Consider the following 22,449-nt stretch of genomic DNA (forward strand, 5'->3'; position numbering starts at 1 on the left):
TTTAAGCAAAATACACACAAATCTTACGACCATCAATCCATTGCACAGGGATGTGCATGTCATATACTTTCTGCAATACATCCGTATCAATGATGTCCTCCGTTTTACCTTCCTGCACGACACGCCCGTCTTTGAGTGCAACGATATAGTCTGAGTAACAGGAGGCAAAATTGATGTCATGAATGACAATAACAATTGTCTTCCCCAATTCATCCACCATTTTGCGAAGCACCTTCATAATTTGCACGGAATGTTTCATGTCCAAATTGTTCAATGGTTCATCGAGCAGAATATACTCGGTGTTCTGCGCAATAACCATGGCGATATATGCCCGCTGTCGTTGTCCACCGCTTAGTTCATCCAAATATTTTTTACGGAAAGGAGCCAGCTCCATATAATCGATGGCTTCCTGAATCCACTGCCGATCTTCTGCCGTGAGTCTTCCTTGTGAATAAGGAAAACGGCCAAAAGCCACAAGGTCCTCCACAGTCAACCGGATATTTATGTGATTGGATTGTTTGAGGACTGATATTTTTTTGGACAAATCCTTGTTCTTCCAACCTTCGATCTCTTTTCCTTCGATCAGGACTTGTCCTGCATCCTTGCTGATCAGTCTGGTGATCATAGACAACAATGTACTTTTGCCTGCGCCATTGGGACCGATAAATGAAGTGATTTTCCCTTTGGTAATATTCAGTGATACGTCATCCACTACCCGGACGCCGCCGTATTGTTTGGTTACATTTCTGACTTCTACCACGACTTATTCTCCTTTAGCAGTAAATAGATGAAGTACACACCGCCTACAAAATTGATAATGACACTTACTGTCGTAGCAAAGGTAAATACCCGTTCCACAATGAGCTGTCCACCGACTAATGAAACTACTGCGATAATGACCGAACCCCAGATCAGTACTTTATGACGATGTGTCCGGAATAACTGATGCGCCAGATTCACGACCAGCAGCCCCAAGAACATGATTGGGCCGACCAACGCTGTGGAAATTGACACCAGAACCATCACAACCAGCAATAACCTTTTCACAATGTACTGGTAATCCACCCCAAGGTTAACCGCGTGATCTTTGCCGAGGGACAGTACGTCGAGATATTTGGTAAACTTCTGTGCATACAGCAAGATCAAAATAATGGCCACCATGGAGATGATCAGCAGATCCGTATTCACATTGTTAAAACTCGCAAACATCTTGCCTTGCAGCACAAGGAACTCATTAGGGTCGATCAGTACCTCCATGAAGGAGGACATGCTCTGAAACAGCGTACCCAGAATAAGGCCAACGAGCAGCAGCAAATAGATATTGCGCCCCCGTTCTCTACGGAACATAAACTGATGCAGAAGTAGAGCAAACAGGGTCATTAACAGCACAGATACCGCAAAGTTAAGATTTTTGTTCACAAAGCTGATATGCGTGCTCCCAAACACAAACACGGCAAAGGTCTGAAACAACATATACAGGGAATCAAGCCCCATAATGCCAGGCGTAAGAATTCGGTTGTTGGTTATCGTTTGAAAAATGGCAGTGGAGTACGCGATGCAGGCACCCGTGAGCACAATGGCAAGAATCTTTTTCCCTCTGCGAGGCAGAATATAATCCCAGTTGCCCCCGGATTGAATGACCAGAAATACACCAATCAACAGCACTGCCGCTGCAATCAAAATGCCAAACTTCCAGGTATTTGCCGTATACTTCATTCTCATGATCCATAAGCCTTTCTTCGAAGCAGTAAATACAGGAACAACACGCTGCCCACAACGCCCACAGTCAAACTGATGGACAGCTGATAAGGATAAATAATCAATTGACCCAGAATATCGCAGACCAGGACAAAAAGCGCACCGAGCACTGCCGTATGAGGCAATGTATCCCTTAAGTTATCGCCCTTATACAGCGTTACAATATTCGGTACTACAAGACCGAGAAACGGGATTGTACCTACGGTGATAATGACGACAGCTGAAACCATGGCAACCAGAATCAGCCCGAGATTAACCACTTTTCGATAAGCCAGTCCAAGATTGGTTGAGAAATCTTCGCCCATACCCGCAAGTGTAAAACGATTAGCAAACAGATAAACGATAATGAGCAGCGGAATACTGATATAGATCAGTTCATAACGTCCCTTCATAATTGTGGAGAAATCCCCCTGTAGCCATGAGGACATGTTCTGGATCAAATCGTTTTTGTAGGCAAAAAAAGTCGTGACCGAGCTTACAATATTGCCAAACATCAAACCAAGGAGAGCGATGTAAATCGTATCCTTGAATTTAACTTTCTCCAGTATCCGCATAAAGATTAGCGTTCCAGCCAGTGCAAAGGCAAAAGCGACCAGCATTTTTTGCAGTGGAGAAGCACCAGGAAACCACATCAAAGTAATAAGGATACCCAACCTGGCGGAGTCCATTGTTCCGGCCGTTGTTGGAGAAACAAATCGGTTGCGTGTCAGCTGCTGCATGATCAGTCCAATGACACTCATACTGATACCCGCCACAAGGATGCTGATTAAGCGGGGAAAACGACTGACTTGTAACACCTGAAGCTGGACTGGGGTCAAATGAAAAATATCCATAGGCGAAATGTCTGAATTGCCAATAAACAGGTATACGATAGACAAAAAAGCCAGTCCGATCAACATATAGCCTAACTTCATCTCTCTACTAATCCCCTCACCATTAGCCGTAAAACACTTGTAGCTGCTCTACTTAGTTCAACTTGATATTGATACTCATTATCAATTAAAATAATTATATCGATATTCATTTCGTCATGTCAACCATTCTCTGCTTCTCTTTTCCTTAATTTCATAAAACAACCTGAAACACATATAATTCAAATTTAATTGTATATAAGGAAAAAGACCTTCCAATTGGAAGGTCCCATTAATGATTCATTTAGTCGGCAAAATAATCTTCAGGAACATAGCGGATCTCAGATTCCGCATATATGGTCAATGTATGGCGTTCTCCATCATAATGCACCCGGTCTCCCTGAACGTAATACCAGTGCTTCACCAGGGGCTGATCCTTGCGCTGTACAAAGCGAAACACGTTGAGCTCCTGTCTGAGCTCCATAATGCTGTCCACCACCTGTTGCTCCAGACCCGTAACGGTAAAAACAAATCCCGTGCCCTCTCTTTGATAACGATAGGACAACGAATCGGTTTTACTGTTCACCAGCCCCCGCCCAGTCACTGCATGCTTAACCATAAACCATTCCTGCTGCGTCATAAAGTACATCCTCCTTTGGATCTTGGAGTTTCATTCCATTTCGGTAAATTAGGGCAAATCAATTAACATATAGAAGGCGTCCTCGCTTGCATCCAGGTTCATGGATGTCGTCTGTTCCACACGAGCCGTGTCCCCTTCAGTTAACTGATGCTCTCCGTTCAAGCCAAGCACTCCTTCAATGGCAAAAATGTACATACGGCGATCTTCTGCCTGTTCATAGGTTAACGTCTGGCCTTTAGCCAATCGGCCAAGATAGATGGTCATATCCTGTTGAATGGATGCGATACGCGCCCCACCTTCAGGCGATACCACGGGTACAAGTGCTCCCGAAAGTGCGTCTGGATCAAACGAGGTCGTCTCGTAAGACGGCTTCAGCCCTCTTGTATATGGCATGAACCAGAGCTGTAATATACGTACTTCTTCGGTATCCGAAGCATTGTGCTCGGTATGAATCATGCCAGTACCTGCTGACATGCGCTGAATTCCACCAAATGATGTAACTGCCACATTGCCCAGGTTATCTTCATGACGCAGCTTGCCGCTCAGCACGATGGATACAATCTCCATATCACTATGCGGATGTGCCCCAAAACCACGGCCAGGAGCAATTACATCGTCATTGGCTACCCGCATGGGTCCAAACGCGGTATTCTCCGGGTCCTGGTATTCACCAAAGGAAAAGCTGTGATTGCCGCGCAGCCAGCCCCGGTCGAAGCTGGAGCGGGAATCGGATGGAATGACGTTTATCATAAAGCGCACCCTCCTACAGGTTCTCTTATTTTTTCTTAGTAGCATACTTATTCTCATTGTACCAAATAGTTGGGCTTGTCGTCCAAAACAAAAAGCCTTTTCGCGGCTAGAACGGTTCACGCATACAATTACACGTAATCCGGTTTAGCGAGAAAAGGCTTTATACAGGAGATATGAGATATACCTGCTTATAAAATGAACTTGTTCCATCCCTATTGGATGTTAGACCCGTTATGCACTCACATTCTGGCGAGTGTTGCCTTGTCTGGAGAAGAGATGATCCACCGCCAGAAAACGGCTGCCTGTGAAGAGCATTGTCAATGAACCTGCCAACAGCAGGTAATCAAGCTCGGTACCACTTATGAACGGCTGTCCCACTTTGGCAGTAAGCAGAACGCCTCCCATAACGACGATGAACAATGCAGCAAATACACGGGTTCCCAATCCCAGAATCATGCCTGCACCACCCACCAGCTCAATGATCGCTACAACAGATGCCAGAAAACCGGGAATGCCGATACTTTCAAAAAACCCGACGGTACCGCTAATTCCACCTTCGAATTTACTCCAGCCATGCAATACAAAGATGAGACCAATCATGATTCTTGAGAAAAACAGTCCAATTTCCACACTTCGATTCATATTCATCTTCCTCCTTGGCGTTTAAGTTCAACGTTAAATTCAACCAATGGACCATACAAACAAGACAGACAGCAGCAGGATTACTGTAGCCGATATGAATACCGCATAACGGGGAAGCGTCAGCGCAACATCCTGTTCCGGGTCTAATAGACGGGATATACGCACATTCACCGAAGTGTCGGCAAAAGATGATTGAATAGCTGTCTCGCTAATTCTCCAATGTTCAGGGCAAGCCCGGATCAGTTTAAGCAGTGCACTACCAATGCCCGCGGCGTTCCCTGTCCGTTCAATCGCTTCATTGTCAGCCAGAATTTCTCTAATGATATTGTAATGTTTTGACGTATGCTTCAACACCGGAATATACGGCATCATGAAGGCAAATACCGACAGCAATGTCGTCTTGAGTGGATCACGATGCCACAGATGATGGACCTCATGATACACAACCGCTCTTTCTTCTTCAGCATCCAGCATAGTGAGCAGCCCTGTGGAAAGTACAATAACGGGTTTCCAAAGACCTATCGTAAATGCAACCGGTGACGGCTTGTCCACCACAATGAATCGGGCTTGTTTCAGATGACGGTATCTCGCTTCCAGTTTCCGAGACATGATCCCATCCTCCATCGACCGAAGCTTTCGTACCGCTGCACATGTCTTAATCATCCGATCCAGCAGCAACCAGCCTGTACCAGCAAACGTCAGAATCACCAGCGCCATAAGAACATGGCCTACGGATAACCAGCCCAGTCTGCTCATCCAGTGATTGCACAGCCAGAGCAGGTTAAACGGAATATCCCAACCGAATATTTTGTACATCGCGTACATGAACATCTGCATGAACACGAGTAACGGAATGCCAAACCCGACGGTAAACAAGAGCTTCGAGCGGGCCTTCCACATGTCAATCGCTATCCTTTTTCCATTGCTTAATCTTCTGCTCCAGACGCTCTATCAACCCTGCATCTGCTTCATCCAGCGCATCCAGCATATGATTCAGAGCAAGTGCCCCGAACTCATCCACCAATTCATGTGATAATTCCTTGGATTGGTCGTTCATAAACTCCTCCCTGCTCTGCACCGGATGGTACAGTGACGTTCGGCCCTTCTGCGACTTGCGGAGCAGCTCCTTGTCCACGAGGCGATTCATCACCGTCATGACTGTATTGAAATTAACGTCTTTATCTTGTTCAAGTGCGGTTTGCACTTCGCGAATGCTGCTGCCTGGACGCGTCCATAAAATGTCCATGATCTTCGCCTCCAGCGGACCGAAAAATCGATTCAGCCCACGCTCACCCACTTTAAAATTGTGTATTCTCATATGTTCAGACACCCCTCACACTACCCATTGTAGTGCCAACAAACGAGAAGTCAACCTCTATGTCAGCTATTTATTGTAAATAATTTGTAAATATGTTTTCTATTTCAGAATATCATTTCATTGCACAAGGTCGGTTTATAGGTGAAAAAAGTCTAAAGACCGGGCAAGCCTGCTATTCTGCAGTCCTACCCGGTCTGTTATAAAATCAATTATTCATTTCTGAAAAAGATGAATTTAAGTGCTTTATTTACGATCCTGTGATGGCATAAATGCGGAGATATCTACACCAAGTCCATGAGCCAGACGACCACCGAGCTGTCCATCTGCCTGGAAGAAGTGACACAAGGCACGCAACTGAGTCTGTTCCGGAACTGCCTTCAGGTCATTGATCAGATTATCGAGCAAGTGTTGCTGCTCTACCGCCGTGAAGGAACGGAACAATTCCCCTGACTGTGTATAGTTATCGGTCTTCTCAATTTTCTCGCGTGTAACATGACCCTGCAGCGGAGCCTGACTGTCACGGTATTCCGGTGCTTCCACCGGGCTGCTGCCCGAGCTGTTCGGTTCATAGTTTACCGGAGAAGGGTCCTGGCTCACATTCATGAGTCCATCACGCTGATGATTACGAACCGGAGCATAAGGGCAGTTCACCGGAATCTGCAAATAGTTCGGTCCGAGCCGGTGGCGCTGTGTATCCGGATAGGAGAACAGGCGACCCTGCAGCAATTTATCTTCGGAAGGCTCGATTCCAGGTACCAGAGCGCTTGGAGAGAAGGCTGCTTGCTCCACTTCTGCGAAGAAATTTTGTGGATTACGGTTCAACGTCATCGTTCCGATGGTCTGGAACGGTAACACATCCTCGGGCCAAGTCTTCGTTGGGTCGAGTGGATCAAAAGCGAAATCATCCATCTGCTCCGGCTTCAGCAATTGAACCTGCAGCTTCCACTGCGGGTATTGACCATTTTTGATATGATCGTGCAAATCCCGGGTGGCATGGTTGAAATCCTGCCCTTGTACTTCAGCTGCCTCTTGACGAGAGAAACCTCGTACGCCCTGAGCTGACTCCCACTTGTATTTCACATAATGAACTTGCCCCTGCGCATTGATCCATTTGAAGGCGTGTACGCCGAATCCATCCATTTCACGGTAGCTTGCTGGCGTACCCAGATCGGAGAACAACCAGGTCATCATATGCGTCGACTCTGGTGATAGTGTCATGAAATCCCAGTAGCGTGCAGGGTCCTGGATATTCGTATCCGGCGCAGGCTTCAGGGAATGGACCATATCCGGGAACTTCATGGCATCACGGATGAAGAAGACAGGCAAGTGGTTCCCCACGATATCATAGTTTCCTTCACGGGTATAGAACTTCACGGCAAAACCACGTGGGTCACGCGCTGTCTCCGGGGAACCTGTGCCGTGAATTACTGTGGAGAATCGCACCAATACGTCCGTCTCTGTGCCAGGGTCTTGCAGGAAGTCTGCAGTTGTGTAAGCCTTCATGCTCTGCTCCAGTGTAAATACGCCATGTGCACCGGCACCTCTCGCATGAACGACCCGTTCCGGTATACGCTCACGGTCAAAGTGGGCGATCTTTTCAAGCAGATGATAATCCTCAAGTAATGTCGGGCCTCTTCTTCCTGCGGTACGGGAGTTTTGGTTGTCACCTACGGGTGCGCCCTGATTGGTTGTCATGCGTTCTGTCATATCGTTATCCTCCTCATGTTGGTCTCATGCCTGCTGTATATACTCTATTAAAATCATATTCGACATCGCTTTAAATATACATTTAGACTTGATCTAACTGTTAAAATGATTCTAACATGTCCCACTCGCCTCTTGCATGAGGTTCACATGAGATTCAGATGAGTTTCTTGTTCGTTTCATGAATGAAATATGAACATCAACTTTGAGAAAGATGAGCATTGATCCATTTCGATTGGATGGGTCTGATTTACGCTATCTAGTGGATACCCGCATACGTGTGACATGAACAGCATAATCTGCCCACAAAAAAAGCGGACTAATCCGCCAGGCGGTAGCCCACTCCTCTTACCGTTACTATATATTGAGGCGAAGCCGCGTTATCGCCAAGTTTTTTGCGCAAGCTTTTAATATGAACATCCACTACATTGCTTCCACCCGTAAAATCCGTCTCCCAAATATCGCTGAGCATCTCCTCACGAGAAATGACTGCACCTTTGGCGTCAATCAGCTTCAGCAGCAGATCATACTCTGTCTTGGTTAAATGAATGCGGTCATTATTCCGGTGCACGCTCATCCGCTCACGATCCAGCCATAAATCCTTGAAACCGATACGCTGTCCCTCCTGAGGCAGAAATCCGCGTTTCGGTGCTGCAGGACTATTGCCGATCATGCGCTGCACACGATATAACGCCTCCTGCGGACGTGCCGGCCAAACCAGTAATTCCTCCTGAAGCATCGGGCCACTGGCACTGCCAATCATCTTCTCCCCCACCAAATACAGACAGGGTGTTGCATATTCAGCTTCACGGTTCAGTCGACTGCTGATGCCGGCAAATGCATCGATGGTTCCAGCAACAGACAGGTCATAGATTAACAGATCGAATACAAGCCGTTCATGCAAATCAGGCTCCCAGCGATGGAATACCAGCACATCGAAGCAGCTATCTGTTAATGCCTTGACCAGTTCATGTACCTGACCCGGCATCGGACTGATCAGAATGACCCGTCTCGTGATCGGACAATTATCTACGAGGGGAGCTGGATCGGCAAGGGCAGGCTTGACCCGGATCGGCAAACGACGACCGGACAGGTTGATTTTTACTTGACCCGTTTGTTTCTGCATTCTGCGCAGACACCTCCAAAGACCACATGAGCGTGATCAATCGCATACCCGGTTTCCTCTGCAACTTGCTTCATCCATTGCGGAGGAACTTCCGTCATAACTTCATCCACCTTGCCGCATACTTCACACATAATATGTTGATGATCGTCCATGCGGGCATCATAACGACTCGCCGTCTCGCCCAACTTGAGCTCTCGAATCAATTCTTTATCCGTCAAATATCGGAGCGAATTATATACTGTACCATAAGCCAAATTATAACCTTGCTCCACCAGACGATTCATCACGTCTGCTGCGGTTGGATGGTCTTCGGAATGACGGACGACATCATAAACGGCTTGACGCTGTATCGTCAGATTTAGAGTTCTCACCAGCAATTCTCCTTTATTTACCCATTCAATAGTATATAAGATGACACAGCAATCTACAGACTGCTATGATTCCCAGAAACATCAAAATCAATTTTGATTTAGATTAAGTATAAATCTCATTGTATAATGAAGTCAATATCCGACTAATTTATTCATGAATTGCCATAGCCAAGCCTCTTCACAGCTCCCCCTCTTCCATTTGGGATATTATGGTTCGCTACCACACTGCTTTTCAGCTAAAATATAGTAATGTGCGCTAAAGGGGGGATGCTGGTTGCTAAGCACATTTTTCGTTAATGTCTGTGTCATGATCACGTTCATGTATGTGTCCGGAATCATCGCCAAATTCTATCGTATCCGTGTGCCCTTTCCCTCAATGCGTGTTCAGATGATCGGTGGTCTGCTGTTCGGGATCTATGGAACGGTACTGATGAATTATTCCTTTCCTTTGAATGAAACTACCATTGTGGATTTGCGTCATTTGGCTATCGTCACAGCAGCCGTATATGTAGGAGGACTCGCTTCGGTCATCTCGGGACTCGTCATCTCCATCCTGCGTATTATCATGTTTGGAATGTCATCCGCTGCTATCGATGCAGCCTTCGTCATGACAATCATCGGACTGTCCGGTGTATATTTTGCCTATGCTCCTTGGTCGAGATTAACCAAAATTATTACCATGAACCTGCTGGGTATGACGCTGATCTTTGTCATTCTGATGCTCAATACTTCCAGCATGAATTCTTTAATGAAAGTATATCCATTACAGATAACCATTTCCTTTGTCGGTGGAATCTTTATTTATTTCATCGCAGAATTCATTAATAAATCCAATGAAATGTTGTTCCTGCTGGAGCGAAAAGCTTCCACCGACCATCTAACCAACCTAAGTAATCGCAGACAATTTGAGAAATCACTCGAGTTGGAACTGGAACGGGCACGTGAGAACAAGCAAAAACTATCCCTGTTGGTTATCGACATTGACCGGTTCAAAAAAGTAAATGACGCCTTCGGCCATACTTCGGGCGATGCGGTCTTGAAACAGCTCGGGCAATTGCTCATCAAGCATGCCCGATCGGCCGATATCGTTTCTCGCAACGGAGGCGAGGAATTTGCTATTCTGTTGCTCGATTGTGGTCATCACCAGGCTATGGCGATTGCTGAGTCGATCAGGCAAGCGGTGGAGAAGTACCTCTTCGCCCTGCCGGATGGCAATACGATCCGGCTGACCATCTCGATCGGTGTTGCTGTGTTTCCGGATCACTGTGACGACCGGGATGATAACGATTTCTTTGAACAGGCAGATCGTGCACTATATGAAGCCAAGAATACGGGCAGGAATCGAGTCTGTGCCATTCCACTGCGTTCCATCACCCTTTCCGGCCCAAATTCAATCTAATTTCAAATGCAAAAGGGATGTCCCAGTAGCCATACAGGCTATGGGACATCCCTTTCTGATTTATCAGCTCAAGAACAGCCTGTGTAGTTTAGCTTGCCTTAAGCTAATATTTGTTCGATTTCTTCAACGATGGCAGCATCCAGCTTCACACCCGAAGCGGCTGCGTTCTCTTTCACCTGCTCAGGACGGCTTGCGCCTACAAGCGCACTGGACACATTATTTTGGCGCAGAATCCACGCCAGAGCCAATTGACCAACCTTCAGATCCAGCTTGTCCGCTACTTCAATTAACTGGCGAACCTTCGCGATCCGGTCACCGTTAATTTTCCCTTCATCCCAGCCCAGCTTTGCTGCCCGGCTATTCTCGGGGATATCAGATACCGAAGTGTATTTACCGGTTAAAAGCCCTTGTGCCAGCGGGGAATAGACCACCTGTCCAATTCCTTTGCGCTCGCCCAGCGGGATGATTTCATTTTCGATATAACGGTCGAACATGTTGTACACCGGCTGGTTCACCACGATATGATCCAGCAGCAGGCGATCAGCGGTACCCAGCGCCGCTTCCATCTGTGCCGCCGTCCATTGACTAACACCTACGTAGAGCACTTTGCCTTGACGCACCAGATCGTCCAGTGCTCGCAGTGTCTCTTCAATCGGTGTTTCGGTATGATAGCGATGGCAATAATATATGTCTACATAATCAACACCCAGCCGCTGCAAGCTGGCTTCGCATTGTTCCTTAATATGTTTACGGGACAACCCTTGATCATTTGGACCGTCACCCATTTTGCCAAAAACCTTGGTTGCAAGCACATACGAATCACGGGAATACGCTTTCAACGTCTGCCCCAGCAGCTCTTCTGCTGCACCCCGCTCGTACACATTGGCTGTGTCAAAAAAGTTAATGCCTTCATCGAATGCGGCTTCAATTGATTTCACCGCGTTTTCACGTTCCACATACCCTCCGTATGTCAGCCAGCTACCCAGGCTGATCTCGCTTACCTTCAGTCCGCTTCCACCCAATCTACGGTATTCCATTGAATGCACATCCTCCTCTAAATTGATTAATGATGAAGTTCCCTTTCTATTGTATCGTATTCGGCTCGGATTAAAAGGGCTTTGGAGCAGAATTTGGGAAATAGTTATGGATGAATATTAAAAAGCTCCGCTGCAAAAGCGGAGCAATCATGCGGGTCACTACACTACGTTTCTTCATTATTTATGAGAGATCCTAGTTTGTCTCAGTTAGCTGTAACGATAAATTGTTCCCATGCTCCACCCACAGCGTTCCGATTGGCGTACAGCACGCCCCCGTTATTCAGATCCGCACTGACATATTTACCGTTCGCAACGGATTTAAAAGCAACCAGTCCCCCGCCCAAATCTTCACGGGTAAACTTCTCCCATGTAGATGGATACGTGGCCGAGGCGATCAAACGCCCGCCGTTATTCAGATCGGCTTGCACATATTTAATGTTGCTCATCGACAGGAAGGATACCGTTCCATCCGAGTTTTGGATGATTTTGAACCGTTCCCAGTGTCCGGCAGTATCCCGATTGGCAACCAGCGAATCCGCCCCACCGTTCTCTGCGCTGACAAACGTACCGTTGGCATTGGCCTTCAGACTGGACCAGATCTCTGTAAACGGAGCTGTGCCCGTATGTTTCTTGACCACATTCTGAAATGTGGTATTAGAAGCAAAGTTCGCCGTGGTGAACTTGCTCCATTTTGAAGCAATCGTTGCCGCACTGTCCGTATTCAGGTTAGGTGCCGGGTTGTTGTTATTATTGTAATAACCCCAGGTCCCGCCCCCTTTGACCTTATAACTCCAGTTCGTCCACGAAGCATTCAGTGCATTCAGACCGGACAGCCACTTCTCGGTCAGATCATCCTGACCAAACGAGAATTCGCCAGCTAACACCGGAACATTCCAATTCTTCTGATAGGACGCCATATCCTTCAACCAGCGATCCATCTCTGAATTGGTCAGATCCCAGTTGTTATAATCCGTGAATTGATAGTGATGCGTCTGATACATCACATTCGTCCAGCCATAAGTCGTTGGCGGTGAAGCTGCCCACCAGTCGAAGAATGCCGCGATGATGATCATGTGATCCGCATCCTTGGCACGAACCGCTTTGTACATGCGGTCATAGAAATCCATCTTTTGCTTGATTTGAGCTGCATTTTCACCTGTACCCATGGTTACAAGAGGTTCATTGAGCAGGTCATACGCGGCAACGGTTGGATTGCCTTTGTAACGTGTTGCCATCCGTTCCCAGATCTGAATGGTCCAGTTCTGGTATGTAGAGTTGGTCCACAGTTGGTTGGAATTCTCCTGACCGCAGGAATGCCACGGACAGGCTGCTCCCGGTGCCCCGTGCAGATCGAGAATCACATACAGGTTCCGTTTGCCCGCTTCATCAATGAGCCAGTCGAGCTTGCGGAACGTGACCGAATCAGGTTTCATGACACCACTGGTGTTCATAAAGTCCTCCCAATAGATCGGCACACGCACAACGTTCATGCCCCAGTTCTTGATGTTATCCAGATCGCCAGCCTGAATCCAGTTGTCCTGATATCCATTGATCAGGCTCTGTGCACCCGATTCTCCAAAACGATTTGTCAAAGTACGTCGCAGTGTGTATTCATCTACCGCCCCGGATGGCGTCATCCATTCTTCCTGCAGCAGCCAGCCACCCAAATTGGTTCCACGCAGGTTTACCACGTTACCTGTACCCGAATTTTTGCGGACAACCGTCCCGTTAGCTTTCAGGAAATCCCCTGATCCAAAAGCCGCTTCGGCCTTCGAAGAACCTACGGCTGAAGCCAGCAGTCCGAGCAGCAGACAGCTGCACAATAGCATAATGGTGCTCTTCTTCAACATGTTGACGCCTCCCTTAAATGGTCATAGCTTGAAGTATGACTGAACCAGGATGCAGCACTCACGACGGGTAACATAATGCTATAGAAACAGCGGGTCTACAAGTGGCAAGATTCATGGATGCACCGCTATTTATCGCAACGAAGGAGATTTATGAAATCGATTACATTAAATTGAATACAAACCCTCTATTCCTACATTATCCCCAATTATTGCTTCAATCGGTTATATCTTGTAATCGTTTTCAATTGGAATTATAATGAATTTGAATGAATTGTCAATCACTTATTTGGAGTTGTGAACCATATGGATGTCAAAATCATTGATGTCGCTGCCATTGCAGGTGTATCCCCGGCAACCGTATCACGAGTTATTAATCAGCATAGCAAGGTTAGCACCAAAACCAAAGATAAGGTGATGCGCGCCATCGAGCAATTGGGATATCACCCCAACGCAGCAGCCAAGAATCTTCGTTCACAAAGAACCATGACGATTGGTGTCATCGTTCCGGATATCAACAATTCCTATTATGCGGAAATAATCAAAGGCATTGAGAACATCGCCTACGCCCGCCATTACAAAGTCATCATATGTGATGCCCATAACCTGAAAGAGCGAGAAGTCGATTATCTTAATTTGCTGCTGGACCGGACGATTGACGGTGTCATCATTATCACTCCCATGCTGGCGGATGAGGAATTATTCAATCTCGCGGACAAGGGGTACCGTATTGGCATCGTTGGCAAATATATCGAACATGATCAGATTCCTTGTATATATACTGACAACGTGAAATTTTCCCAGGAAGTTGTTCAGCATCTGGTTGAGGCCGGACATCAAAATATCGTGTTCTTGAACGGTTATCCCGAAGCAATCGACAGCTATGAGCGGCTTGAAGGCTATTTGAAAGCCCTGCGCAAGCATCAAATTCCATTTCGTCCCGAACTGATTGAGAACGGGAACTTCAACGAGGAAGGCGGGTACGAGGCCATCAAAAGGCTGTTTAACAAAGGCCTGTCCTTCTCCGCGGTATATGCGGCCAATGATGAAATGGCCCTCGGCGTATATAAGGCATGTACAGAATACGGAATACGTATTCCCGAGCAATTGGCTATCGTAGGTGTGGACAACAATCGAATCAGCAAATACATTCATCCAACGCTAAGTTCGGTGAACCAGCCCAAGTATACGATGGGAGCCATCCTGATGGAGAAGATGATTGACATGATGAATACGAATGAATTTCAGGATAAACGCGTATTTAAAGTCGACTCGGAGCTGCTTGTTCGAGGATCGTCTTCCTTGCAAATAACAAATAAAGCGCACCCCTAACAGGTGCGCCTAATTTAATATATTTTTTTCATTTTCTTAATGCACAATGATGCTTAACGCATTCAACAATTCAGCCTGCTTCACCGGCTTGGTCAGGACCGCATCGAAGACTTCCGCTTCATACGGATCGATATGCATACCATACGGAATCAGCACAATGACCGGTGAATCGGTAATCAGGTGCTTCAGCTTGTGCACAAAATCCACAGCGCCGCCCTCCAGCAGTCCCATATCCACAACGGCCACGTCAGGCTTAAAGCCCTCATGAATCCAGTTGTACGCCTCGGTTGTAAACGAGGTCATATGCACATCCATCTTCCATCTTCGCATCAGGGAGGAGGCCCCTTGCAAAATGTCGGGATCCTTCGCAAGCAACACCTTATTGCCCCTCAGTCGGTGCTGAATATTGGCAAGCTGAGGCAGTTCCCAATGTCTGCGGAGCGGCAGGCAGATCTCGAATTCTGTTTCCTTGTCTCCCAGGCCACGCACCTGAATACGGCCGTTCATAAGGATGGCAAGGTTTTGGCTGACCGCCAAACCGAGATTGGTTCCCACCAGCTTCTGTGTACTTATATTTCCGTCTAAATTGTTAAATGATCTAAGCTTTTTGTCCGAAGACAGCATGCGACCGGTATACTTCACATGAAGTCGAAGCGTCCCCGTTTCCTCTGCATCTCCACCATCCACGGTTGCTGTAACCAACACTGATCCTGTGCGTGTTGAATCTATGGCATACTGAATGACATGGGCCAAAAGTTGTCCGATCTTGATTTCATCCCCGACGTAAACCTGAGATACATTCAGATCAAGGTTCAATCCCAGCTCAATGTTCTTGCTAAGCGCAAGTCCCACATAGAGATAAACGGTATTCTCGATCGTGGCTACCAGATCAAATGGATCATCGTGTACAACTGTTTTGCCTGCATCGTTGACGTTAAAACTCATCATGTTGTTTAGCAGTGAGAGCAGAATGTTACCGCTAGTCTCAATCATATTCACATACTCTGTCTGCTCGTCCGACATATCCGGTGTACGCATCAGATCCGTCAATCCCAAAATGCCGTTCAGCGGATTACGAATCTCGTGGCTCATCAGCGACAGCATCTGTGTCTTGGTCATTGCCTCGGATTCCGCACGTTCCTTCTCTGCCTGCAGCTGCTCCTGTAGTTGCTCCGAATCACTCAGCTTCTGCTCCTGGACCTGCAGTGTATCTTCCAGATCCACGACATACCCCAGGAAAACAGCCATAGCTTTCAGCGTCTTCATATCCGTTTCACTGATCACATAATCGGGATTGTCCATCAGACATATGGTGCCGAACGCTTCGCCTGACCTCCGCAGAATCGGAATGCCCACAAAGAAACGATTGCCCAGTTCGCTCGTTACGTTCATCGATTCCGTAAGTGGATGTTCGCATGTATCCGTGATAACCATACTGCCTTCCTTATCTCTCAATACCAGGCTGCAATATGAAGCTTCAAATGGAAGCGCACTGCCTTTGGCAATCAACTGTTCCTCTCGGTTAAAAGCCTCCATAATAACATTGGTCACGCCATCATTCGTCGCAACAAAGATAGTGTTCACCTTTAATATGCCGCTTAACACTTCTACAATATGGGACGCGGCTTCCTGGATATTTTCATAGAAGCCCCTTGTAATGCTTACCGTTCCCATGACTCACCCCTCTTGTTTTGGCTGCATTTCAAATCCGTATTGCACATGATGATTCAATCGATTAACGAGGGTTCAAATGTTCCGAAACAGCTGTCACAACCTATTCATATATGATTAACACTGTAGGAATCAAAGGGAAACATACCCGAATCCAATTTATTCCACGTACGGGAATCTGCTATGGACGTTATGATTCGATGACAGGAAAGTTTAGCAACCGCTTACCTGGCAGGTTTTCTGTCCTTATTTCTAGCTTCGTCAACTATACTGACACGGTAATAAGAAATTATACGCTTACCCTCCGCCTTTGAAAACCTTTATCATGCCAGACTAGAAAATCGCCACGTTCAACGCGCTCCTCTTATGTGACGGTTATCACACCCAAATAACAAGATATAGTTTATAAATGGATAAAGAAACTCTACATATAGTGTTCAATGAATTTACATTATCCCTATACAATCTCATTTTTTAGGAGGAATCTGATATGAACATGCTTGAGTATGCCTCTCCACCTGCGCCTGATCTGCTATCTGACCTGGGAAGACGAATTATCGGTGCAGAAGACGCTGATACGCTGAGGGAGAATGCCAATCTGAACGGAGACTCGTTCAGCGGCAAGATGAGCAGGCTCGGTTCGGAGACGGCCAAGTGGCATGCTCTGCGTCATGTGCTGCCAGAGGACCTTGCTTTAGCTGTGGAGAATGGTGATCTGTACGTACACGATCTGGATCAGTATGCCCTTGGAACGACCAACTGTATATTCATCCCGTTTGACCGACTGCTGGCCTCCGGATTTAATACTGGCAATGGTTCGGTTCGTACACCACAGACGATTATGTCTGCCATGGCGCTGGTCGCCATTATTTTTCAATCCCAGCAGAACAGCCAGTATGGCGGCGTATCGGCCAACAAAATCGACTGGGATCTGGCACCTTATGTGAAGCGATCGTTCCGTAAGCATTACCGGAAAGCACAACGGCTGTTTGGGGAAAATAACCGAATTGAGGATGAGCAGCTACATCTGAATAGTGATGAAGCGAAGGTAAAATGTCCACGAGCCTTTGCCTTTGCCTGTGAAGAAACGGAACTGGAGACCGAACAGGCTGCGGAATCGCTAATCCATAATCTGAACACCATGAGCAGTCGTGCTGGCGGACAGATTCCGTTTACTTCACTGAATTATGGACTGTGCACTTCAGCCGAAGGCCGGCTTGTCTCCCGGTCGTTGCTGCAAGCGACCATTCGTGGACTCGGTAACGGGGAAACGCCCGTGTTCCCACAGCATATTTTCCAGTGCAAACAAGGCATAAACCAATCTGAGGGAGATCCGAATTACGATCTGTTCCGGCTCGCTGTGACCTGCTCCTCCCGGCGTATGTATCCGAATTTTGTCAATGTGGATGCTTCCTTCAACCTTCCCTATTATCGGCCGGAAGATCCCGACACGATCATTGCCACAATGGGATGTCGTACACGCACACTGGCTGATCGCTTCGGACGCAATCGTCAAAGCGGTAAAGGGAACTTGTCCTTTAACACCATCAATCTGGTCAAGCTCGGCATACGATATGGGATCTGCCAGGGAACAAGAGCCATCGCTGACCGGGCCGGCTTCTATATGGCTTTGGAATCCGTCATGCACAATGCTACGGATGGACTGCTGCACCGTTATCGAATTCAGACTAACCAGCCTGCCAAAGCATCGGACTTTATGATGCGGGAAGGGGTGTGGGAAGGTGGAGAACAATTGGCTCCGAATGAACCGGTGGCTGACCTGTTGAAGCATGGTACGTTATCCCTTGGTTTTATCGGGCTTGCTGAATGTATGACCGCCCTATATGGCCGTCACCATGGACAAGACCTTCATGTACATCGAGAAGCCTTGAATATCATTCGTACGATGAGAGAGTTCTGCGACCGGATGAGTGAGTTGCATAACTTGAATATCACCTTATTCGCTACGCCCGCCGAGGGTCTATCCGGCAAATTCACCAAGCTTGATCGTGAGCGATACGGCAGCATCGCGGGGGTCAACGACAGGGAATATTACACCAATTCATTTCACATTCCGGTCTATCATACCCTTCCGGCCTATCGCAAAATTGAATTGGAAGCTCCTTTCCACAAGCTATGTAATGCCGGGGCAATCTCTTATGTCGAACTCGACGGGAATGTACGGGCCAACACCATGGCTTTCCAACGAATCGTGCAATACGCGCTGGCCCAGGATATCGGGTATTTCTCCATTAATCACCCGATTGACCGTTGTCCGGCCTGTGGTTATGAAGGCGTAATCGGAGAAGTATGTCCCGGATGTGAAGCTCATGAAAATCAGGTGCATTTCCAGAGACTGCGCCGGGTGACGGGATACCTGACCGGAGATTACAAAGTACGCTTCAATACGGCAAAGCAAGCTGAAGTACGGGATCGGGTGAAACATCGGTGAATCTGTATGGCTATATCCCCGAATCGGTGAATGAGGGAACGGGCCTGCGAGCCGTGTTGTTCATTAGCGGATGTCGACATGCCTGTCCGGGCTGCTTCAGCCCGGACTCCTGGAGCTTCCGAGCGGGTGAACCCTTCACGGAGGAACGGCAGCAGCAGATTTTGCATGAAGTGACCGCGCATCCCTTGCTGGAAGGGGTTACGTTATGCGGAGGCGATCCTTTTTTCTCTGCCGCAGATTGTGCATCCTGGGTTCGACAGCTTCGTGCGGTACGGCCTGATCTGACGGTATGGGCCTATACCGGATTTGTATATGAGGAACTTGTAGCCGACCCTGCGCGAGCAGAACTATCCCGCCTATGCGACGTTATTATTGATGGACCTTATATTGCAGCTGAGCGTGATGTATCTCTTCCTTATCGCGGCAGTCGCAATCAGCGCATCATTGATGTAGCCGCAACGATGGCTTGCCACACAATCGTTACCATGCAGATGGATACATGGTAACGATTTTTTTATTGGGTTGAATCTACCACAACATGTGGATATTCAGTTCATTTTGAAACTTCATTTTAAGGAGACAAATCTGTCACTAAACCAAGGTTTCATACGGCTCATTTTTATTTCCGATCGGATTAATGATATATGTTGCAAGCTAGTAGGTTATCGTCTATGATTGGTAGCATACAAGCAAGTATACGACGATTGCATCATTATATAATCTATCATCTATACTTGGTCACCAATTTCATAGCTGGAGATGTGTACGCACATTTCTGCACACGGAAACAGGTGCCAACCGCGCTACAGGCGTGGTCAGGCTTAAAAGGGAAGAACGGTGTAAGTCCGTCGCGGTCCCGCCACTGTAAACGGGGAGTCTGTACATAAACAATCCACTGGTGTATCCACCGGGAAGGACATGTACAAGACCATGATCCGTAAGCCAGGAGACCTGCCTGTTTCGACAGCATCGCATGACCTACGGAAGATAGGGAGGTGTTAGAGCAACCGCTAAAATAACTTATAGCAGGTGTTCTTTCCCATTCTATCTTTGTGCACAGTCGTCATTCATGATGCCTGTTTCTCAGGGTATGACATCGGAAGGAACGCCTTTTTTTGATGCTTTCAAATGAAACACATCACCATAGCTTCAACCTGAATGATGAGTTCACCATTATAAATGAGGAGGAATTTTACATGTCGCAATCACAGCAACAACAGGCACAAGTTCTGACAGGCAACCTCGGTTACCCTCGCATCGGTGCGGGACGTGAATGGAAAAAAGCACTGGAGTCCTTCTGGGCTGGTCGAATCGATGAATCCACACTTCATCAGGAACTGACCACGCTTCGGTTGCAGGATCTGAAGAAACAGCAGGCACAGCAGCTCGATCTGATTCCTGTGGGCGACTTCTCCTACTATGATCATATTCTCGACGTATCCGCAATGTTTGGCGTCGTTCCTGAGCGCTTTAACCATACAGGCGGACCGGTATCCGTATCTACCTATTACGCTATGGCCCGGGGTAATGACCAGGCAACGGCCTGTGAGATGACCAAGTGGCTGAACACCAACTATCACTATATCGTACCGGAGATTCATAATGATACTGCATTTGCATTGCTTGAAAATAAACCCCTTGCCGCCTATCGCGAAGCAAAGCAGGAGCTTGGGCTGGAAGGTAAACCGGTCGTGGTCGGTCCGTACTCGTATGTACGGTTCGCCAAAGGCTATGACACGGAACGCTTCGCGGAGATTGTCACACGCCTCGTTCCGGTGTACGCCCAGCTTCTGGCCGAGCTTCAAGCCGAAGGCGTACAGTGGGTACAGATCGACGAGCCTGCTCTGACGCTGGCTGTCTCTTCCGAAGATGAAGCCTTGCTGCAACAGGTGTATGCTGCCTTGGCACAAGCCGCACCGGAATTGAAGCTGCTGCTTCAGACGTACTTCGAATCGGTGGAAGCTTATCCGGTCGTGACAGCACTGCCTGTAGCCGGAATCGGCCTGGACCTGGTCCACGGCTATGAAGGCAACCTGGCCAGCCTGCGGGAGCATGGCTTCCCGCAGGCTAAATGGTTGGGCGCCGGTGTCATCGACGGGCGCAACATCTGGCGCGCCGATCTCGCAGAGACGGCGAAGCTGCTGGAGCAGGTGGCTGAATTCGCTGCCGAAGGCAAGCTGATCATTCAGCCTTCCTGCAGCCTGTTGCATGTACCGGTGACTGCCGCTCAGGAGAGCGCGCTTGATCCGGTACTGCGCAATGCCCTGGCCTTTGCCGACGAGAAGCTGGAAGAAATAGCGACGCTCGGCACGTTGTTGTCCGGCGGTGCGAAGCAGGCGGACCAGGCAGCGGCTGTGGCTGAAGCCAGCCGCCGCGCCCAGGCGAGCACAGAAGCGGTGCGCCTGCTAAGCGAGTCCGAGTCGCGGACACGCCTGAGTGGCGCTCCAGCAGGGGTGCACGCCAACGAGCAGCTGCTTCGCAGCGCGTCATTCCAGGAGCGGCGCGAATTGCAGCAGCAAAAATGGCCGCTCCCGCTGCTGCCAACGACTACGATTGGCAGCTTCCCGCAGACGGCAGACGTGCGCAAGGCACGTGCCCTGTTCCGCAAAGGCGAATGGAATGCGGAGCAATACGATGCCTATGTGCGTGAACAGATCCAGGAATGGATTACCATTCAGGAGGAAATTGGTCTGGATGTGCTGGTACACGGTGAGTTCGAACGTACCGATATGGTCGAGTTTTTCGGTGAGAAGCTGACTGGATTCGCTTTTACCAAAAATGGCTGGGTACAGTCCTACGGCTCACGCTGTGTGAAGCCACCTGTCATTTACGGAGATGTGCTGTTCAATGAACCGATGACGGTGAAAGAAACGGCGTATGCTCAGACACTGACCAGCAAACCGGTAAAAGGCATGCTCACAGGTCCGGTAACGATTCTGAACTGGTCCTTCGTCCGCTCGGATATTCCGCGCAGCGAAGTATCCTATCAGATTGCCCGTGCCATTCGGGACGAGGTTGAAGCGCTGGAGCAAGCAGGCATTGAGATGATTCAGGTCGATGAGCCAGCTCTGCGTGAAGGACTCCCACTCAAACGAAGCAAGTGGGATGAGTACCTGCAATGGGCCGTGGAATCCTTCCGTTTGGCAACAGCAACCGTGAAACCAACAACGCAGGTGCATACTCACATGTGCTACTGCGAGTTCGATGATATTATTGAAGCCATCAGCGACCTAGATGCGGATGTGATCTCGATCGAGACATCCCGCAGCCATGGGGAGCTGGTAGGCAGCTTTGAGCAAAATACGTATGATAAAGGCATCGGTCTCGGTGTATACGATATCCATAGTCCGCGTGTTCCAGGCAAGGACGAGATGTTGCATATGATCGAGCGCGCACTTCAAGTGCTGCCAGCCGATCTGTTCTGGGTGAATCCTGACTGTGGACTGAAAACACGTGGTAAAGCCGAAGTCGTGGATGCATTAAGCATCATGGTAGATGCTGCTCGTACAGCAAGAGAACGGGTAACGGCTGACTCCTCAATCTAAATTCGA

General features: G+C 48.1%; 19 protein-coding genes and 1 riboswitch. Of the genes, 5 read left to right on the plus strand and 14 right to left on the minus strand.

Features of this window, described 5'->3' with window-relative positions; translation table 11 throughout:
* Nucleotide 1 precedes the first annotated feature (1 nt).
* The 11 genes from Q0V21_RS19900 to Q0V21_RS19950 form a co-directional block, all read right to left on the minus strand.
* Complete coding sequence (locus tag Q0V21_RS19900) at nucleotides 2-760, minus strand: iron ABC transporter ATP-binding protein (RefSeq protein WP_301248209.1); 759 nt, start codon at nucleotides 758-760, stop codon at nucleotides 2-4.
* Nucleotides 754-1,722, minus strand: a complete 969-nt coding sequence (locus Q0V21_RS19905; RefSeq protein WP_301248208.1) for an iron chelate uptake ABC transporter family permease subunit — start codon at nucleotides 1,720-1,722, stop codon at nucleotides 754-756. Before Q0V21_RS19905 ends, Q0V21_RS19900 begins: the two co-directional genes overlap by 7 nt.
* The gene (locus tag Q0V21_RS19910) at nucleotides 1,719-2,672 is read right to left on the minus strand and encodes an ABC transporter permease (protein ID WP_301880287.1); all 954 of its coding nucleotides are present in this window, start codon (nucleotides 2,670-2,672) and stop codon (nucleotides 1,719-1,721) included. Before Q0V21_RS19910 ends, Q0V21_RS19905 begins: the two co-directional genes overlap by 4 nt.
* Nucleotides 2,673-2,913: 241 nt before the next feature.
* Nucleotides 2,914-3,249: a hypothetical protein gene (locus Q0V21_RS19915; RefSeq protein ID WP_024632811.1), complete on the minus strand. Its 336-nt coding sequence runs from the start codon at nucleotides 3,247-3,249 to the stop codon at nucleotides 2,914-2,916.
* A gap of 48 nt (nucleotides 3,250-3,297) precedes the next feature.
* A complete protein-coding gene (locus Q0V21_RS19920) occupies nucleotides 3,298-3,999 on the minus strand; it encodes a pirin family protein (RefSeq protein WP_301880288.1) in 702 nt (233 codons plus the stop codon).
* Nucleotides 4,000-4,230: 231 nt separating this feature from the next.
* On the minus strand, nucleotides 4,231-4,641 hold the full coding sequence (locus Q0V21_RS19925; RefSeq protein WP_301880289.1) for a DoxX family protein: 411 nt from the start codon (nucleotides 4,639-4,641) through the stop codon (nucleotides 4,231-4,233).
* Nucleotides 4,642-4,680: 39 nt separating this feature from the next.
* Nucleotides 4,681-5,541: a M56 family metallopeptidase gene (locus Q0V21_RS19930; RefSeq protein ID WP_301880290.1), complete on the minus strand. Its 861-nt coding sequence runs from the start codon at nucleotides 5,539-5,541 to the stop codon at nucleotides 4,681-4,683.
* Nucleotide 5,542: 1 nt separating this feature from the next.
* Nucleotides 5,543-5,959 carry a BlaI/MecI/CopY family transcriptional regulator gene (locus Q0V21_RS19935; protein ID WP_024632815.1) on the minus strand — a complete coding sequence of 139 codons (417 nt, stop codon included), beginning with the start codon at nucleotides 5,957-5,959 and terminating at the stop codon, nucleotides 5,543-5,545.
* A gap of 243 nt (nucleotides 5,960-6,202) precedes the next feature.
* Complete coding sequence (locus Q0V21_RS19940) at nucleotides 6,203-7,666, minus strand: catalase (RefSeq protein ID WP_301880291.1); 1,464 nt, start codon at nucleotides 7,664-7,666, stop codon at nucleotides 6,203-6,205.
* A 316-nt stretch (nucleotides 7,667-7,982) separates the two neighbouring features.
* Nucleotides 7,983-8,789 (minus strand): winged helix-turn-helix transcriptional regulator, encoded by an 807-nt coding sequence (locus tag Q0V21_RS19945; RefSeq protein ID WP_024632817.1) that lies wholly within the window; start codon nucleotides 8,787-8,789, stop codon nucleotides 7,983-7,985.
* Entirely contained in the window at nucleotides 8,765-9,160 is a 396-nt protein-coding gene (locus tag Q0V21_RS19950) for a Fur family transcriptional regulator (protein ID WP_024632818.1), read from the minus strand. The genes Q0V21_RS19945 and Q0V21_RS19950 overlap by 25 nt, the downstream gene beginning before the upstream one ends.
* Nucleotides 9,161-9,434: 274 nt before the next feature.
* On the opposite strand from Q0V21_RS19950, the gene Q0V21_RS19955 reads away from it, so the two are divergent.
* On the plus strand, nucleotides 9,435-10,559 hold the full coding sequence (locus Q0V21_RS19955) for a GGDEF domain-containing protein (RefSeq protein WP_301880292.1): 1,125 nt from the start codon (nucleotides 9,435-9,437) through the stop codon (nucleotides 10,557-10,559).
* A 98-nt stretch (nucleotides 10,560-10,657) separates the two neighbouring features.
* Here the strand turns inward: Q0V21_RS19955 and Q0V21_RS19960 are convergent, their stop codons facing one another.
* The gene (locus Q0V21_RS19960) at nucleotides 10,658-11,596 is read right to left on the minus strand and encodes an aldo/keto reductase family protein (protein ID WP_024632820.1); all 939 of its coding nucleotides are present in this window, start codon (nucleotides 11,594-11,596) and stop codon (nucleotides 10,658-10,660) included.
* A gap of 203 nt (nucleotides 11,597-11,799) precedes the next feature.
* Nucleotides 11,800-13,446: a cellulase family glycosylhydrolase gene (locus Q0V21_RS19965; protein WP_143805435.1), complete on the minus strand. Its 1,647-nt coding sequence runs from the start codon at nucleotides 13,444-13,446 to the stop codon at nucleotides 11,800-11,802.
* A 303-nt stretch (nucleotides 13,447-13,749) separates the two neighbouring features.
* Between Q0V21_RS19965 and Q0V21_RS19970 the strand changes: the two genes are divergently transcribed.
* Entirely contained in the window at nucleotides 13,750-14,775 is a 1,026-nt protein-coding gene (locus Q0V21_RS19970) for a LacI family DNA-binding transcriptional regulator (RefSeq protein ID WP_079347802.1), read from the plus strand.
* Nucleotides 14,776-14,811: 36 nt separating this feature from the next.
* Here Q0V21_RS19970 and Q0V21_RS19975 read toward each other — a convergent pair whose 3' ends face one another.
* Nucleotides 14,812-16,449: a histidine kinase dimerization/phospho-acceptor domain-containing protein gene (locus Q0V21_RS19975; protein WP_079347804.1), complete on the minus strand. Its 1,638-nt coding sequence runs from the start codon at nucleotides 16,447-16,449 to the stop codon at nucleotides 14,812-14,814.
* 487 nt (nucleotides 16,450-16,936) lie between these two features.
* Between Q0V21_RS19975 and Q0V21_RS19980 the strand changes: the two genes are divergently transcribed.
* The 3 genes from Q0V21_RS19980 to metE all read left to right on the plus strand — a co-directional run bounded on the left by Q0V21_RS19980 (nucleotide 16,937) and on the right by metE (nucleotide 22,443).
* Nucleotides 16,937-18,898, plus strand: a complete 1,962-nt coding sequence (locus Q0V21_RS19980) for an anaerobic ribonucleoside triphosphate reductase (protein ID WP_301880293.1) — start codon at nucleotides 16,937-16,939, stop codon at nucleotides 18,896-18,898.
* Entirely contained in the window at nucleotides 18,895-19,404 is a 510-nt protein-coding gene (gene nrdG, locus Q0V21_RS19985) for an anaerobic ribonucleoside-triphosphate reductase activating protein (RefSeq protein ID WP_301880294.1), read from the plus strand. Before Q0V21_RS19980 ends, nrdG begins: the two co-directional genes overlap by 4 nt.
* A gap of 266 nt (nucleotides 19,405-19,670) precedes the next feature.
* A riboswitch (cobalamin riboswitch) is annotated at nucleotides 19,671-19,871 on the plus strand.
* Between the two features lie 223 nt (nucleotides 19,872-20,094).
* A complete protein-coding gene (gene metE, locus Q0V21_RS19990) occupies nucleotides 20,095-22,443 on the plus strand; it encodes a 5-methyltetrahydropteroyltriglutamate--homocysteine S-methyltransferase (RefSeq protein WP_301880295.1) in 2,349 nt (782 codons plus the stop codon).
* The last annotated feature ends 6 nt before the right edge of the window (nucleotides 22,444-22,449 follow it).

This window comes from Paenibacillus sp. 11B (assembly GCF_030487755.1).
Lineage (GTDB): Bacteria > Bacillota > Bacilli > Paenibacillales > Paenibacillaceae > Paenibacillus > Paenibacillus vandeheii.

Bases quoted from the DNA above. Each gene is read 5' to 3' on its own strand.
- Q0V21_RS19905 (WP_301248208.1), bottom strand. From the start codon at position 1,722: ATGAGAATGAAGTATACGGCAAATACCTGGAAGTTTGGCATTTTGATT.
- Q0V21_RS19910 (WP_301880287.1), bottom strand. From the start codon at position 2,672: ATGAAGTTAGGCTATATGTTGATCGGACTGGCTTTTTTGTCTATCGTA.
- Q0V21_RS19915 (WP_024632811.1), bottom strand. From the start codon at position 3,249: ATGACGCAGCAGGAATGGTTTATGGTTAAGCATGCAGTGACTGGGCGG.
- Q0V21_RS19920 (WP_301880288.1), bottom strand. From the start codon at position 3,999: ATGATAAACGTCATTCCATCCGATTCCCGCTCCAGCTTCGACCGGGGC.
- Q0V21_RS19925 (WP_301880289.1), bottom strand. From the start codon at position 4,641: ATGAATCGAAGTGTGGAAATTGGACTGTTTTTCTCAAGAATCATGATT.
- Q0V21_RS19930 (WP_301880290.1), bottom strand. From the start codon at position 5,541: ATGTGGAAGGCCCGCTCGAAGCTCTTGTTTACCGTCGGGTTTGGCATT.
- Q0V21_RS19935 (WP_024632815.1), bottom strand. From the start codon at position 5,959: ATGAGAATACACAATTTTAAAGTGGGTGAGCGTGGGCTGAATCGATTT.
- Q0V21_RS19940 (WP_301880291.1), bottom strand. From the start codon at position 7,666: ATGACAGAACGCATGACAACCAATCAGGGCGCACCCGTAGGTGACAAC.
- Q0V21_RS19945 (WP_024632817.1), bottom strand. From the start codon at position 8,789: ATGCAGAAACAAACGGGTCAAGTAAAAATCAACCTGTCCGGTCGTCGT.
- Q0V21_RS19960 (WP_024632820.1), bottom strand. From the start codon at position 11,596: ATGGAATACCGTAGATTGGGTGGAAGCGGACTGAAGGTAAGCGAGATC.
- Q0V21_RS19965 (WP_143805435.1), bottom strand. From the start codon at position 13,446: ATGTTGAAGAAGAGCACCATTATGCTATTGTGCAGCTGTCTGCTGCTC.
- Q0V21_RS19970 (WP_079347802.1), top strand. From the start codon at position 13,750: ATGGATGTCAAAATCATTGATGTCGCTGCCATTGCAGGTGTATCCCCG.
- Q0V21_RS19975 (WP_079347804.1), bottom strand. From the start codon at position 16,449: ATGGGAACGGTAAGCATTACAAGGGGCTTCTATGAAAATATCCAGGAA.
- Q0V21_RS19980 (WP_301880293.1), top strand. From the start codon at position 16,937: ATGAACATGCTTGAGTATGCCTCTCCACCTGCGCCTGATCTGCTATCT.
- metE (WP_301880295.1), top strand. From the start codon at position 20,095: ATGTCGCAATCACAGCAACAACAGGCACAAGTTCTGACAGGCAACCTC.